The organism is Luteococcus peritonei (assembly GCF_039526385.1).
Lineage (GTDB): Bacteria > Actinomycetota > Actinomycetes > Propionibacteriales > Propionibacteriaceae > Luteococcus > Luteococcus peritonei.
In genome coordinates this window covers 1-14,227 of the sequence record NZ_BAAAIX010000005.1, presented here as the reverse complement: position 1 = coordinate 14,227, position 14,227 = coordinate 1, and the positions used below count along the sequence as shown (strand labels likewise).

Genomic DNA, 14,227 nt, shown 5'->3' with positions numbered 1-14,227 from the left:
CCCCACCAGACCCAGGAGACAAAGATGCCTCTGACAGAAATCATTCCCCTCCTCGTCCTGATCGGGATGTTCATCGTGGCCACCAAGTGGCCGCTGAACATCGGCGTGATGGGCTTCGTCGCCTCCTTCTTCGTCGGCTACTTCGTGCTCGGCATGGACGACAAGGAGATCTTCAAGGAGTTCCCGGTCTCGATCGTGATGACGATCATCGGCGTGACCTACTTCTTCTCGATGGCGCAGAACAACGGCACCATCGACCTGATCGTGCGCAAGTGCATCAGTGCGGTACGCGGCAAGGTCTCGGTGATGCCGTGGATCTTCTTCGTGCTGGCCTCGATCCTGACCGCGCTGGGCACCTTCTCGCCGGCCGCCGTCGCGCTGCTCGCCCCGGCCGGCATGGCCTTCGCGCACCGTTCCCGCTTCAGCCCGATCGCCGTGGGCGCCCTGATCATCAACGGCGCACACGCCGGCGGCTTCTCCCCGATCTCGGTCTCCGGCGTGCTGGTTCACGGCATCGCCACCAAGAACGGCTACAACATCTCCTCCACCAAGCTCTTCCTGGCCAGCTATGCGATCAACCTGATCCTGTCGATCCTGACCGTGGTGGTGCTGGCCGCGATGCGCAAGCTGCACGAGACCGGCCCGGTGGAGGCCGCCGACGACGACGTCCTGGTGGACGACGGCAAGGGCGTCACCAGCATGCAGTGGCTCACCCTGGCCCTGATCGGCGCGATCATCGTGGCCGCCATCGGCTTCAAGCTGCCGATCAGCCTGGTCAGCCTCACCGCCGGCCTGGTCATGGCCTTCTTCAACATCAAGGAGCACAAGAGCTTCATCAACGGCATCTCCTGGTCCACCGTGCTGCTGGTGGGCGGCATGGTCACCTATGTCTCGCTGCTCACCCATGCCGGCGTGATCGACACCCTGGCCAATGGCGCCGTCAAGCTCGGCTCGCCGCTGCTGGTGGCGCTGGTGCTCTGCTACGTGATCGGCGTGGCCTCGGCCTTCGCCTCCTCCACCGCCCTGCTGACGGCCTTCATCCCGCTCGCGGTGCCGCTGCTGGCCAGCAGCAACCTGAGCCCGATCGCAGTGATGGCGGCGCTGTCCATCTCGGCCACCATCGTCGACGTCTCGCCCTTCTCCACCGACGGCGCGCTGATCGTCGCCAATGCCCGTGGCGAGCACAGCAAGACGATCTACAACCGCCTGATGGGCTATGCCGGCATCGTGGTCATCACCGGCCCGCTGCTGGCCTGGGGCCTGCTGGTGGCGCTGCGCACCATCTGATCGTTCCACCACGCAGCACGGCCCGCCTCCCGATCAGGGAGGCGGGCCGAGCCGTGTGCCGAGGACTGCCGGGTGCGGCTCAGCCGAAGTCGTGGTCCTGGGTGACGAAGTCGATGAGCTTCTCGATCTCGGTGACGAAGGCCGGGTCGAGGTCCCGGAAGCTGGTGACCCGAGCCAGGATCGCCTGCCAGGCCTGGGCCACGTCCTTCTGGTCGGCGTGCGGCAGGTTCAGGGCGGCCAGGGTGCCCTTCTTCCAGTCCACGTCCATCGGCACCTCTGGCCACTTCTTGATCCCGATCCGTTCCGGCCGGACCGCTTGCCAGACGTCGATGAAGCGGTGCCCGCCGATCATCACGTAGTCGCCGTAGCCGCCCTTGGCCACCTCGCGGGCGATCCGGCTCTCCTTGGAGCCGCTGACCAGGTGGTCCACCAGCACGCCGAGCCGGCGGCCCTTCTCGGGCCGGAACTCGGCGACGATGCCCACCAGGTCGTCGATGCCGCCCAGGTACTCGACCACCACGCCGACATGGCGCAGGTCGTCGCCCCAGACCTTCTCGACCAGTTCCGCGTCGTGGCGGCCCTCGACGTAGATCCGGCTCGGCAGCGCCACCCTGGCGGTGGTCTTCTCGCTGGCGCGGGAGCCCGAGGCGGTGTACTTCTGCTCGGCCCTGCCGGTACGCGGCGGGATGCACAGCTTGACCGGCTTGCCCTCCAGCAGGAAACCGGGGCCCACCGGGAAGGAGCGTCGCTTGAGCTTGCGGTCCTCCAGCACCACGACGCCGTTCTCCCACTTCACGATGGCGCCGACGAAGCCGGTGGAGGGTTCCTCCACCACCATGCCCAGTTCCATCGGCACGTCGGTGGTCTTCTGCTGGCCCGCGCGCTGCCATCCGGGGCGCAGTACGTCCTTGCTGTAGCGATCCACGTCGGCCGAGGCTACCGGCCCGGGGCGCCGAGCTCGGGGAGGTCAGTCCAGCAGGTCGCGGATCACCGCATCGGCCAGCAGCCTGCCCTGCAGGGTGAGCACCAGGTTGTCGTGCGTGATGACGGCCAGACCGCGCTCCACCAGGTCGGGCACGCGCCGCAGCTCGGAATCGGTGAGCACCGACCAGGGCAGCCCGTCGGCCAGCCGCAGCTCCAGCATCACCCGCTCGATGCGCCGGTCCGCCGGATCCACCAGCTCGCGCCCGGCACCCGGGCTTCGCCCCTCGGCCAGCGCGGCGGCATAGGCGCGAGGATGCTTCACATTCCACCAGCGCACCCCGGCGGCATGGCTGTGCGCCCCCGGCCCGATGCCCCACCAGGTGTGGCCCTTCCAGTAGGCCATGTTGTGCTGGGCCCGGTGCTCGGGCCCTCGGGACCAGTTGCTCACCTCGTAGGCCTCCAGCCCCGCCTCGGTGAGCACCTGCTCGGCCAGCAGGTACTTGTCGGCCAGGTCGTCGTCGTCGGTCATCGGCACCTGGCCGCGCCGGACCTGGTGGGCCAGTCGGGTGCCGTCCTCGACGATCAGGGCATAGGCGCTGATGTGCTCCGGTTCCACCGACAGGGCGGCCTCGAGGCTGGTGCGCCAGTCGGCCAGGCTCTCGCCGGGCGTGCCGTAGATCAGGTCCAGGCTGACGTCGCCGAAGCCGGCCCGGTGGGCCATCCGGGCCACCTCAAGCGCCCGGCCGGGGGTGTGGCGTCGTTCCAGCACCTGCAGCACCCGGGGCGTGGCCGACTGCATGCCCAGGCTGATCCGGGTGAAGCCGGCCGCCAGCAGCTCGTCCAGCAGCTGCGGCGTGACCGTCTCCGGGTTTGCCTCGGTGGTGACCTCGGCGTCTGGTTGCAGGCCGAAGGCCTCCCGGACGTGGGCCAGCAGGCCGCCCAGCTCGGCGCCGCTCAGCAGGGTGGGGGTGCCACCGCCGAAGAAGACCGTCGAGGCGGACGGTGTCCCATCTCCCAGCACCCGGCGCGCCAGGTCGATCTCGGCGTGCGCAGCGGTGAGGTAGTCGGCCGTGCCGGTGCCCTGCAGCTCGTTGCTGGTGTAGGTGTTGAAGTCGCAGTAACCACAGCGCGTGCTGCAGAAGGGGACGTGGAGGTAGATGCTGAGCGGGCTGTCGGGCAGCTCGGCCAGGGCGACATCAGGCAGGGAGCCGTCGAGGGGGACGGGCTCGCCGTCGGGCAGGGCGGAAGGCACCGCGCAAGCCTAGCCGCGGGCCACGGGCGTTCGCCGTCCGCGCACCGGTCGGGGTGCGGATGGCCGGTCCAGATTTCAACATCCGGGTCTAGGCTTCGTCCATGAACCTGAACCGTCGCACCTTCATCTCCCTCACCGGTGCCGCTGTCGCCACCGGCACCCTGGCCGCCTGCGGCAGCAACAAGGGCGGGATCTCCTCCGACAGCTCCCCCTCCCCCGCCGGCTCCGGATCCGCAGCCGCCTCGGGTGCTGCACTGACGCAGTGGTACCACGAGTACGGTGAGCCCGGTACCCAGGAGGCCGTCAAGAAGTACGCCGCCGCCTATGACAAGGCCAAGGTCACGGTGAAGTGGAATGTTGGCGACTATGCCAAGCTCCTCTCCGCGGCCCTGCTGACCAATGACATCCCCGACGTCTTCGAGTCGGAGATGGGCCCCAGCATCGACATGATCAAGGCCGGCCAGGTGGCCGACCTGACCGATGTGATCGGCGACGCCAAGAGCCGGTTCAATGCCGAGCTGATGAACCGGATGACCTACGAGGGCAAGATCTACGGGATCCCGCAGGTGGTGGACATGCACCTGCTCTACTACCGCAAGTCGCTGCTCGAGAAGGCCGGCGTGCAGCCGCCCAAGACCTTCGAGGAGCTGGTGGCCGCAGCCAAGGCGGTCAAGACCGCCGACATCGGCGGCCTGTTCGTCGGCAACGACGGCCTGGGCCCGATCGCCACCGCCCTGCTCTACGCCTCCGGCAGCAGCCAGCTCAACGAGGACCGCACCGCCGCGGGCTTCCTCAACGAGAACTTCTACCAGGCACTCACCGACTACCGCGACCTGTTCAACTCCGGCGCCCTGCTGCAGAGCGCCAGCAAGGACTGGTTCGACGGCTCCCCCTTCGCCAACGAGGAGACCGCCATGCAGTGGGGTGGCCTGTGGTCGATGACCGACATCCAGAAGGCGTTGGGCGACGACTTCGGCGTGCTGCCCTTCCCCGCCGTCGGCTCCGCCGGCAAGCAGGCCACCATGTTCGGTGCCTTCGGCTGCTGCGTGGCGGCCAAGGGCAAGAACGTGGAAGCCGCCAAGGAGTACGCCAAGTGGCTGTGGGTGGACCAGACCGAGGACCAGGTGGACTTCGCCAACAACTACGGCACCCACGTCCCGGCCCAGCCCGAGCTGGCCCCGAAGTGCACCAAGCTGGCCGAGGGCCCGGGCAAGGACGCCGCCCAGATCCTCACCGACTTCGGCAAGCCCGCCTCCGACATCCTGTGGAGCGGCGCGATGGCCGACTCCTTCGCCGCCGCGGTGAGCAATGTGGTGAAGAAGAAAGCCGATCCCGCCAAGGAGCTGGCCTCCGTCGGCACCAAGATCACCGCCGAGCTCAAGCGCATCAAGGGCTGATGAGCACGCTCGACGCGCAGCGCCCCTCCGTCGCCGATGCGACGGAGGGGCTTTCGCGCTCCCCCCGCACCTCGTGGCTGGGCCGCCTGGGTGGTCACCAGGGTCGCAACTGGTGGTTCCTGGCCTTCGTGGCGCCCTTCATCATCGGTCTGCTGCTGTTCGTCTACATCCCGATCGTGTGGAGCGCCTACCTGAGCTTCTTCGACGCCCGCAACACGGTGACGCCCACCAAGTTCGTCGGGTTGGCGAACTATCGCTACCTGTTGGGTGACCCGCTCTTCCGCAACTCGCTGCTCACCTTCATCGGCTTCAGCGCCTTCATCGTGCCGCTGACCTTCGTGGCCTCCCTCTCCCTGGCGCTGCTGCTGGACGGGATCAAGACCGGACAGGCCTTCTTCCGCTCCGTCTTCTTCATCCCCACCGCCGTCTCCTACGTGATCGCCGCCATGATCTGGCGGCTGGCCTTCTTCAGCGGCACCCGCTTCGGACTGGCCAACTCGCTGCTGCGCAGCATGGGCGGTGAGAACGTCAACTGGCTGGGCGGCACGAACCAGTGGTACTGGCTGGTGCTGGTGAGCCTGCGGCTGTGGCTGCAGGCCGGCTTCTACATGATCCTGTTCATCGCCGGGCTCAACAAGATCCCGGTGGAGACCTACGAGGCCGCGGCCCTGGACGGCGCCACCGGCTGGCGACGGCTGCGCTGGATCACCCTGCCGCAGCTGCGGGCCACCTCGGTGGCGGTGCTGATGCTGCTGCTGATCGGCGCCTTCCAGGCCTTCGACGAGTTCTTCAACACCCTGGGCTCGATGGGCAGCTACCCGCCCTACGCCCGGCCCCCGCTGGTGCACCTGTACCTGGTGAGCCTGGGCGGCGGCCAGCAGGACCTGGGCCTGGGCGGCGCCGGCACGATGATCATCACCGCGCTGATCGTCTTCTTCGGCCTGCTGCAGAACTGGCTGGTCACCCGCAGCGAGCGCAAGGAGGGCAACCGATGAGCGCCCGACGTTCCGGTGGCGGCCTGCGCCCCGCCCGCTACGGCTTGCTGGTGGTGCTCAGCGTGCTCTTCCTGCTGCCCTTCTACGTGCTGGTGCGCAATGCCTTCTCCTCCAACCGGCTGATCACCGCGGCCCGCTGGAAGTGGCTGCCCGACCAGCTCAACGGCGACAACTTCGCCGCCCTGTTCGCCGACGACAACGTCGGGATGGTGCCCGCACTGCTGCACTCGGCGGTGATGAGCATCAGCCAGACCACGCTGACCGTGGTGATCGCGCTGCTGGCCGGTTACGCCCTGGCCCGCTACGACACCCGGCTCTCGCGCATCCTGCTGGGCGTCACGCTGTTCACCCTGATGGTGCCGGCGGCGGTCACCTTCATCCCGATGTTCGTGATGACCGCCCAGCTGGGCTGGATCGACTCCTACCGCGGCCTGGTGGTGCCGGGCATGTTCAGCGCCTTCGCCACCTACATGTTCCGGCAGAACTTCCTGGGCTTCCCGGTGGAGCTGGAGGAGGCGGCCATGATCGACGGGGCCAATCCGTGGACCACCTTCTGGAAGGTGGTGGTGCCCAATTCGATGGGCATCGTGGGCGCCGTGGGCACGATCACCTTCATCGGTTCCTGGAATGCCTTCCTGTGGCCGCTGCTGGTGGGCCGCGAGAACACCCGCACGGTGCAGGTGACGCTGAGCCAGTTCATGACCAGCCAGGGCGTCAACTACCCGGTGCTCTTCGCCGGCGCCCTGCTGGCCATCAGCCCGGTGGTACTGGTCTTCCTCTTCCTGCAGCGCTTCCTGGTGCAGGGGGTCGAGACCAGCGGCATGAAGTAGCCGTCCCTCCTGACTGGACGATGAGCCTGCAGTGGGAGTATTAATGAGATTCATTCTCATGAATACTCCACTGCAGGTTGCCCATGCACCGCACACCCACTCTGGCCCTGGCCGCCCTTGCCTGCACCACCGGCCTGCTCGCCCCGCTCGCGCCCACCGCCGAGGCCGCCCCCGCCGCGCCGCAGCCCTCCCGCACCGCGCCCCGCGCCGAGGGCTGGCGCAGCAGCCCCGTGGTCCGCTCCGGGGAGTGGGCCGGCGCTCGGGTGCAGGCGCGGATGACCTCGCTCGGTGCCGCCTTCGACCGCAGCTACGGCCCGATCGAGAAGATCGACGTCGAGCTGCGCAACACCGGCACGAAGCCCACCCGCTACCTCGACGTCCAGACCCCGTCCGGCGAGGTCTACCTCGACGACGAGGGCGAGCAGATGTTCATCGGCAACTGCCGCCCCAAGGCCATGCCGCTGCGCCCCGGAACGGCCACCACCTGCACCATGTACCGGCGCCTGTCCACCGCCGAGCTCGAGACCGGCCGGCTGCAGCCGCAGCGCCTGGTCGTCGTCACCTTCGGCGACAAGGGGCCCAAGGTGACGGGCCTGCGCACCGGCGCCGCGGCCTTCGACGCGGATGCCGTGCACGCGCGTCGGGTGGAGGCCCACGTGGCCACGGCCGGGGTGCGCAAGGACTCCTCCTACGGTCCGGTGGAGGTCTTCAAGGTGGACGTGAAGAACACCGGCTGGCTGCCCACCCGCTACCTGGACCTGCAGACCCCGGACGGCAAGGTCTACCTGGACGCCGAGGGCGAGCAGATGTTCATCGGCAACTGCACCACCGCCCTGCCGCTGGCCCCCGGACGCTCCACCACCTGCGACGCCTACCGTCGCCTGGAGGCCGCCGAGACAAGGACCGGGTGCACCACGCCGCAGCAGCTGGTGGTGGCCGTCTTCGGCGCTGACGGCCCCCGGGTGACCGGCCTGTCCACCGGCTCCTTCGCCTTCGACCCGAGGTCCATGGCCTGACGGCCCAGCACGCAACTCCGCCCGGCTCCCAGACGGGTGCCGGGCGGAGCTCTGCTCGGAAGCGCCTACATCGCCAGGCCGAGGGCGATCACCATGGGCAGGCTGATCAGCGAGCCGATCGTGGTCACCGTCGTCATGGACTTCAGGCTGCCCTGGGTGGACAGCCCCAGCAGGGACTTGAACATCCAGAAGAAGTTGCTGTTCACGTGCAGCGCGAACAGGGCACCGGAGGCGATGGCCAGGCCCAGCACCACGGGGTTCACGTCGATGCTGCCCAGCAGCGGGGCGATGATGCCGGCACCGGTGATGGCGGCCACCGAGACCGAGCCGATGGCCAGATGGAGCACCGCGGCGACGAACCAGGCCAGCAGGATGATCAGGATCACCGGGGCACCGGAGTCCGCGTCGAACATGTCACCGAGCAGCTTGGCCAGGCCGGTGGCCTTGATCACCGCACCCAGCGAGCCACCGATACCGGTCACCAGCAAGATCTCACCGGAGGTGTGCAGGCCGTCGCTGAAGGCCTCGGCTGCACCCTCCTCCCCCACAGTGGCGCGGGAGAGGAAGTAGGCCAGCAGCAGGCCGATGAACAGGGCGACATTGGCATTGCCGATGAAGTCGATGAACTGGTTGGTGAACGAGAACAGCTCCGCAAAAGCACCGAAGGCGATCAGCAGCAACGGGACCATGATGGGCAGCATGCTCAGCCACAGCGACTGGGTGCGCTCAGCCTGCCCGGAGGCCTCCAGCTCGGCGGCCCGAGCCTCGGACTCAAGCAGAGCCTCGGACTCCTCCTCGTCCTTGGCCGGGTTCCACCAACCGGCGCGCAGCATCAGGCCGAAGACCAGCACGGTGAGGAAGGCGGTGAGCGGGCCGATCACGATGCCGAACATCAGGTACTTGCCCAGCGGGATGCCCATCAGGCCGCAGATCGAGATGGCCGACAGGCCGGGCACCACGAAGACATAGCCGGCGAAGATACCGATGCCCAGGGCCCCGGCCATCCGGCCCAGGCCGTTGGGGCCCATGTGCTTGGCGGCCTGGCGGGCCACCGGCGCGGCCAGCACCACCTGCACGTCGACGTAGATCGAGGGGAAGATGGTGGCCAGCGCCAGGGTCAGGCCATAGGGGATCCGGGTGGGACCGAAGAGCTTGAGCAGGGCGCGCACCATCTTGGTGAAGGCGCCGGTGGTGTGCAGCAGGGCGCCGATCAGCACGCCGAAGCCGATCAGCAGGCCGACGCTGGTCATGATGCTGCCGAAACCCTTGGTGATGGCCTCCACCGTGCCGGGGAAGCCGACCCCGCCGGCCAGGCCCAGGTAGAGCGAACCGATCACCAGCGAGATCACCGGGTCGATCTTGAACTTGATGATGAGCAGGACCACCGCGACGATTGCGATGACGGTGTGCAGTACGAGCATGGGACTCCCCCCGGGCCGGACCGCCGCCCGACGCTGGACGGCTTGTCCGCAAAACTAGCAAGCAGCCTTGTGGTGCTGGGGACGCGGGGCTGTGGAAATCACCGCCGGCCCTCCCCTGTGCGGGCTCACCGTCTGGTGCGTGGGTCGTTGGCCTCGTAGCGGGTGATGAACTCCTCCAGGCTGATCCGGGCGGCCAGCTGCCCCACCAGCTCGTAGGGGATCCGGGTCATGGCCGTGAACCGGATGCAGGAGCGTCCCATGTTGGGCGTCCAGCCGGTCCTGCGGTACTCGTCGACGAACCACTGCAGCACGTCGGGATCCGCGTAGAGGCCCATGTCGTAGACCGCCAGGTGCCCGCCCTGGTTGCCCAGCGAGATCCGGGCCACGCCCAGCTCCGGGTTCGTGTGGTGTCCGCGGGGGTACCGGCTGTGCGGCACCACCCAGGTGGGCATGCCGCAGAACATGGTGAGCTCGTGGCCGTCGTCGAGGTTCTCGTCGATCTGGCGGAAGAGCTCCCGGGCCGGTTCGAGTCGCTGCGGCGGCAGCTGGTGGAAGAAGTCGTCGAGGGTGGTCGCGTGCTGTCTGGCCATACGGACACAGTAGGCAGCGGCTCGGACAATTCCGTGGTCTTCTGTCAGTGGCCGCTCCTAGGGTGCAGCCATGGACGAGACCACGCGCGAGACCCTTGACCAGCTGCACGCCCTGCTCCGGCTGGTGCAGGACCACCAGCCGGGCACCGTCGACGGTGAGCGCCTCGCCGACCGGCTGGCCGGCCACCTGGGCATGCCCGCCGACCAGGTGGCGGTGCTCACCGAGGACGTACCGGCGCACCGCTTCCTGGACGCCGACATCGCCCTGGAGATGATGGCCGAGCGGGATCCGCAGGCCGAGCTGATCGGGGTGGGCAGCGGCGACATGAAGTACCACACCGCGCTCTCTGACCTGTTGCAGAACAACTGGGGCGGACAGGTGACGGTGGCCCAGCCGGACCTGACGGTGCTGCCGGACTCCCCCACCAGCGAGCGCAGCTGCCTGGGCTTCGGCATCCGGCTCTTCCGCCACGACGGCCAGCCGGTGGCCGTCCTGGTCCGGGAGGCCAACCCGCGACGCGGCCAGGACTCCGCCTCCCTGGAGGTGATGTGCCCCGACCGCCAGCTGGCCCGAGACCTGCTGGCCGAGCTCAAGCAGCTCGCCATCCAGCACAGCGTGCTGCGGGGGCAGGTGATCGCCATCAAGCAGTCCGGCTACGAGCAGACCGCACGGGGCATCACCTTCCTGCCTCGGCCCGAGGTGGCCGAGCAGGACGTCGTGCTGCCCGCGGGCACCCTGGAGCGGATCAAGCAGCACGTGCTGGGCATCGCCGCGCACGCCGACGAACTACGTCGCCAGGGCCAGCACCTCAAGCGCGGTGTGCTGCTCTACGGCCCGCCCGGCACCGGCAAGACCCACACGGTGCGCCACCTGGTGGGCCAGGCCACGGACCACACCGTGGTGCTGATGTCCGGCACCTCCCTGCAGTACGTGGGGCAGGCGGCCCAGATCGCCAGGGCTCTGCAGCCCGCCATCGTGGTGCTGGAGGACGTCGACCTGGTGGCCGAGAGCCGCGACCTGTCCTACGGCGCCCAGCCGCTGCTCTTCGAGGTGATGGATGCCATGGACGGGCTCGACGGCGATGCCGATGTCACCTTCCTGCTCACCACCAACCGGGTGGAGGCCATGGAGGAGGCGCTCACCCAGCGCCCGGGCCGGGTGGACCTGGCCGCGGAGATCTCGCTGCCCGACCTGGCCGGACGCCAGGCCCTGCTGCGGCTCTACGCCCCCGCCGGCGCCTTCACCGACGCCCTGCTCGACCAGACCGCGGGGCGCCTGGAGAGCACGACCGCCTCGCTCGCCAAGGAGCTGGTCAGACGCGCCGTGCTGCGGGCCACCCTGGAGGCGGTTCCCGCCGAGGACCGGCACCTGAGGGAGGCCACCGAGGCCCTGCTGGCCGACTCCGAGGAGCTCTCCCGGGTGCTGCTGGGCGCCCGCTCGGGTGGGCTGAACCCGGTGGGGCTGGTTGCGTCGACAGGCACACTGGAGACATGAGCCATCCCCCAGGCCCGTACCTCCCGGCACCCCACGCCCAGGCACCGACGCCCGCCGGCGGTGACCGGGCCCGCACCTCGCTGCTGCTCAACGGCGGCACCGTCGCGGTGATGTGGCTGCTCGAGGTGCTCGACACCCTGAGCGGACATGCCCTGGACCGCCTTGGCCTGCGCTCCTGGCAGCTCGACGACCTGTGGGGCGTCTTCACCGCACCCTGGCTCCATCTGGGCTGGCAGCACCTGGCCAACAATTCGGTGCCGCTGCTGGTGCTGGGCTTCCTGGTGGCGCTGGCGGGAGTGCGACGCTGGGTGGTGACGGCGCTGGTGGTGGTGCTCTGCTCGGGCCTGGCGGCCTGGCTGCTCTCACCACCCGGCACCCTGACACTGGGGGCCTCGGGGTTGGTCTTCGGCTTCCTGACCTACCTGCTGGTGCGCGGCTGGTGGACCCGTGACTGGCGCCAGGTGCTGGTGGGGCTGGTGGTCCTCGTGGTCTACGGCTCGGTGCTGTGGGGCGTGCTGCCCACCGGCCCCAGCATCTCGTGGCAGGGGCACCTGGGTGGTGCGGTCGGCGGGGTGCTCGCGGCCTGGCTGCAGCACGGCCGTGGTCCCAGCACCCGATAGCCTTCGCAACCGAACCGAAACTCCAGGAGGACCAGATGCGCACCACCCTCGCCACCAGCCTCGTGCTGCTCGCCGCCGCGGGCCTCGTCGGCTGCAGCAACGACTCCACCGGGTCGAGCACCTCCACCACCTCCACCAGCTCGACCGCCCCGGCAAGTGCTTCCTCGGCCTCCCCCGCCGTCAGCACGTCCTCCTCCGCTGCGGCCAGCTCGAGCCCGCTGCTGACGTCCTCACCGAGCACGTCCGCCTCGCCCGCCGTCTCGAACTCCCCTGCCGCCTCCAGTGCCGCCTCCGGCTCGGCCTCGTCGTCCACGGCCGCCGCCGATGCCCAGGAGGTCACGGCCCTCACCACGAAGGCCGGCTGCCCCGCCGGCTCCACCGAGGTGCGCACCGCGAATGCCCGCTCGGCGAAGGTGGGCATCAAGGCCGGCGCCACCTGCACCGCAGGCCAGACGGAGATCATCGTCATGACCACCGAGAGCTCGTCCCAGGTGACCAGCGCGGTGAAGGCGATGGTGGCCGAGATGGGCCAGGAGATCAGCTATGTCCGCGGCGAGAACTGGTTCCTGATGGCGGCCACCCAGGGCGGCGAGAAGATGGCCAGCCCGGCGCAGCTCAAGGCCCTCGCCGAGCGCACGGGCGGCAAGGTCGTGGCGGGCGCCTGAGCCCTTCCGCGGGCGGATACGAGCCGGACGAGGGCCCGGCCCGGGCAGCGGTGTGTTTTCATTGAGCCTCCGAAACACTCGCAACACGCCGCGCCCTGGCCCCGTTGGCCGCTCGCGTCGGATCCAGACAGGACCCGTATGGACAACCTCAACTCGATCGTCGGCTGGCTGAACGACCAGCTCAGCTGGGTGCTGATCGTGCTCGTCATCCTGGCGGGCATCGCCTTCACCGTCATGACCCGCGGCGTGCAGTTCCGCCGGCTCGGCACCATGGTGCGCATCGCCCTCGACTCCCGTTCGGGCGCTGGCGACGGCATCTCCTCCTTCCAGGCCTTCTGCATCTCGCTGGCCTCCCGCGTCGGCACCGGCAACATCGCCGGTGTGGCGATCGCTCTGGCCCTGGGCGGCCCGGGCGCCGTCTTCTGGATGTGGGTGATGGCCAGCGTCGGCATGGCGACGGCCTTCATCGAGTCCACCCTGGCCCAGCTGTACAAGGTGCCCCACAGCGACGGCAGCTTCCGCGGTGGCCCGGCCTACTACATGCAGCGCGGCATGAAGTCGCGCGGCCTGGGCATGGTCTTCGCCGTCTTCCTCATCTTCACCTTCGGCTTCGCCTACCAGATGGTCCAGGCCAACACGATCGCCGCCGTCTTCGAGAAGTCCTTCGGCATGAGCAAGCCGCTCACCGCCATCCTGCTCGCCGTCGGCACCGGCATCATCGTGATCGGCGGCGTCAAGGCCATCGCCAGGGTGACCGAGTGGATGGCCCCGCTGATGGCGCTGTTCTACGTGCTGCTGGCGCTGGCGGTCATCGTGACCAACCTGGGCGAGGTGCCGCACGCCATCATGATGATCTTCAAGGGCGCCTTCGGTCTGGACCAGGCGCTGGCGGGTGTGGGTGGCGGGCTGCTGGCCACCATCATGAACGGCATCAAGCGCGGCCTGTACTCCAACGAGGCCGGCGAGGGCTCCGCGCCCAACGCGGCCGCCGCGGCCACCACCAGCCACCCGGCGCACCAGGGCCTGATCCAGTCGCTGGGCGTCTTCGTCGACACCATCATCGTCTGCACCGCCACCGCGGTGATGATCCTGCTGGCCGGACCCAGCATCTACACCCCGGGCGTCACCACCAAGGCGCAGGCCGGTGCCACCCTGACCCAGGACGCCATGGCCTTTTCGCTGGGCAACTGGACCGGCCCCATCTTCGCGGTGCTGATCTTCGTCTTCGCCTTCAGCACCATCCTGGGCAACGAGACCTATGCCGAGATCAACATGGACTTCCTGCGCGGCGGCCGTGTGGGTGAGATGGCGATCCGGTTGTTGACCATTGCCTCGGCGGGCCTGGGTGCCGTGCTGGCGCTGGACTTCGTCTGGTCACTGGCCGACATCGCCATGGCCTCGATGGCCATCACCAACCTGATCGCCCTGATCTTCCTGGGCAAGTATGCGGTGGCGGCCCTGCGCGACCTGGACTCCCAGCCCGATCCGGTGACCGCCCAGTTCAACCTGGACGGCAACCGCTTCATGCCCGAGGGCATCCCGGGCGAGGTCTGGCACACCCGTCCCGGTCACGAGGCCGGCAAATGGTTCCACCCCGAGGGTGACGACGCGCTGACCGCGGCCAAGGACTGACCTGCCACGACGAAGGGCCCGTCCCGACCCCTGGGGGGCGGATTCTTGTGGTCCTCGCAACACCTGATGGTCTAGACGGTTAGTAGATCACGCAAACGCTCGG

13 protein-coding genes are annotated in these 14,227 nt (G+C 68.8%); 9 read left to right on the top strand and 4 right to left on the bottom strand.

The window, feature by feature from the left end; genetic code table 11:
- Positions 1–24 precede the first annotated feature (24 nt).
- The gene (locus ABD073_RS02215) at positions 25–1,287 is read left to right on the top strand and encodes an SLC13 family permease (protein WP_343872101.1); all 1,263 of its coding nucleotides are present in this window, start codon (positions 25–27) and stop codon (positions 1,285–1,287) included.
- Between the two features lie 79 nt (positions 1,288–1,366).
- On the opposite strand, the gene ABD073_RS02210 is transcribed toward ABD073_RS02215, so the two are convergent.
- Both ABD073_RS02210 and hemW read right to left on the bottom strand, forming a co-directional pair.
- Complete coding sequence (locus tag ABD073_RS02210; protein WP_343872100.1) at positions 1,367–2,212, bottom strand: DUF3097 domain-containing protein; 846 nt, start codon at positions 2,210–2,212, stop codon at positions 1,367–1,369.
- Between the two features lie 42 nt (positions 2,213–2,254).
- Entirely contained in the window at positions 2,255–3,463 is a 1,209-nt protein-coding gene (gene hemW / locus ABD073_RS02205; RefSeq protein WP_343872099.1) for a radical SAM family heme chaperone HemW, read from the bottom strand.
- Between the two features lie 101 nt (positions 3,464–3,564).
- Between hemW and ABD073_RS02200 the strand changes: the two genes are divergently transcribed.
- The 4 genes from ABD073_RS02200 to ABD073_RS02185 all read left to right on the top strand — a co-directional run bounded on the left by ABD073_RS02200 (position 3,565) and on the right by ABD073_RS02185 (position 7,701).
- On the top strand, positions 3,565–4,860 hold the full coding sequence (locus ABD073_RS02200; RefSeq protein ID WP_343872098.1) for an extracellular solute-binding protein: 1,296 nt from the start codon (positions 3,565–3,567) through the stop codon (positions 4,858–4,860).
- Positions 4,860–5,855, top strand: coding sequence for a carbohydrate ABC transporter permease (locus ABD073_RS02195; RefSeq protein WP_343872097.1), 996 nt, complete (start codon positions 4,860–4,862; stop codon positions 5,853–5,855). The genes ABD073_RS02200 and ABD073_RS02195 overlap by 1 nt, the downstream gene beginning before the upstream one ends.
- A complete protein-coding gene (locus tag ABD073_RS02190; protein WP_343872096.1) occupies positions 5,852–6,685 on the top strand; it encodes a carbohydrate ABC transporter permease in 834 nt (277 codons plus the stop codon). Before ABD073_RS02195 ends, ABD073_RS02190 begins: the two co-directional genes overlap by 4 nt.
- Positions 6,686–6,768: 83 nt before the next feature.
- Entirely contained in the window at positions 6,769–7,701 is a 933-nt protein-coding gene (locus ABD073_RS02185) for a hypothetical protein (RefSeq protein ID WP_343872095.1), read from the top strand.
- 65 nt (positions 7,702–7,766) lie between these two features.
- On the opposite strand, the gene ABD073_RS02180 is transcribed toward ABD073_RS02185, so the two are convergent.
- Together ABD073_RS02180 and ABD073_RS02175 are read right to left on the bottom strand one after the other, a co-directional pair.
- Positions 7,767–9,122 (bottom strand): GntP family permease, encoded by a 1,356-nt coding sequence (locus ABD073_RS02180; protein WP_343872093.1) that lies wholly within the window; start codon positions 9,120–9,122, stop codon positions 7,767–7,769.
- Positions 9,123–9,247: 125 nt separating this feature from the next.
- On the bottom strand, positions 9,248–9,712 hold the full coding sequence (locus ABD073_RS02175) for a DUF1801 domain-containing protein (RefSeq protein WP_343872092.1): 465 nt from the start codon (positions 9,710–9,712) through the stop codon (positions 9,248–9,250).
- Positions 9,713–9,782: 70 nt separating this feature from the next.
- Between ABD073_RS02175 and ABD073_RS02170 the strand changes: the two genes are divergently transcribed.
- The 4 genes from ABD073_RS02170 to ABD073_RS02155 all read left to right on the top strand — a co-directional run bounded on the left by ABD073_RS02170 (position 9,783) and on the right by ABD073_RS02155 (position 14,124).
- Positions 9,783–11,207, top strand: a complete 1,425-nt coding sequence (locus ABD073_RS02170; protein WP_343872091.1) for an AAA family ATPase — start codon at positions 9,783–9,785, stop codon at positions 11,205–11,207.
- Positions 11,208–11,317: 110 nt separating this feature from the next.
- Positions 11,318–11,827: a rhomboid family intramembrane serine protease gene (locus tag ABD073_RS02165; protein ID WP_343872128.1), complete on the top strand. Its 510-nt coding sequence runs from the start codon at positions 11,318–11,320 to the stop codon at positions 11,825–11,827.
- A 35-nt stretch (positions 11,828–11,862) separates the two neighbouring features.
- Positions 11,863–12,492: a hypothetical protein gene (locus ABD073_RS02160; RefSeq protein WP_343872090.1), complete on the top strand. Its 630-nt coding sequence runs from the start codon at positions 11,863–11,865 to the stop codon at positions 12,490–12,492.
- A 138-nt stretch (positions 12,493–12,630) separates the two neighbouring features.
- A complete protein-coding gene (locus ABD073_RS02155) occupies positions 12,631–14,124 on the top strand; it encodes an alanine/glycine:cation symporter family protein (protein WP_343872089.1) in 1,494 nt (497 codons plus the stop codon).
- Positions 14,125–14,227: the final 103 nt, after the last annotated feature.

Bases quoted from the DNA above. Each gene is read 5' to 3' on its own strand.
- ABD073_RS02200 (WP_343872098.1), top strand. From the start codon at position 3,565: ATGAACCTGAACCGTCGCACCTTCATCTCCCTCACCGGTGCCGCTGTC.
- ABD073_RS02215 (WP_343872101.1), top strand. From the start codon at position 25: ATGCCTCTGACAGAAATCATTCCCCTCCTCGTCCTGATCGGGATGTTC.
- ABD073_RS02165 (WP_343872128.1), top strand. From the start codon at position 11,318: ATGTGGCTGCTCGAGGTGCTCGACACCCTGAGCGGACATGCCCTGGAC.
- ABD073_RS02155 (WP_343872089.1), top strand. From the start codon at position 12,631: ATGGACAACCTCAACTCGATCGTCGGCTGGCTGAACGACCAGCTCAGC.
- ABD073_RS02185 (WP_343872095.1), top strand. From the start codon at position 6,769: ATGCACCGCACACCCACTCTGGCCCTGGCCGCCCTTGCCTGCACCACC.
- ABD073_RS02180 (WP_343872093.1), bottom strand. From the start codon at position 9,122: ATGCTCGTACTGCACACCGTCATCGCAATCGTCGCGGTGGTCCTGCTC.
- ABD073_RS02175 (WP_343872092.1), bottom strand. From the start codon at position 9,712: ATGGCCAGACAGCACGCGACCACCCTCGACGACTTCTTCCACCAGCTG.
- ABD073_RS02195 (WP_343872097.1), top strand. From the start codon at position 4,860: ATGAGCACGCTCGACGCGCAGCGCCCCTCCGTCGCCGATGCGACGGAG.
- ABD073_RS02190 (WP_343872096.1), top strand. From the start codon at position 5,852: ATGAGCGCCCGACGTTCCGGTGGCGGCCTGCGCCCCGCCCGCTACGGC.
- ABD073_RS02170 (WP_343872091.1), top strand. From the start codon at position 9,783: ATGGACGAGACCACGCGCGAGACCCTTGACCAGCTGCACGCCCTGCTC.
- ABD073_RS02160 (WP_343872090.1), top strand. From the start codon at position 11,863: ATGCGCACCACCCTCGCCACCAGCCTCGTGCTGCTCGCCGCCGCGGGC.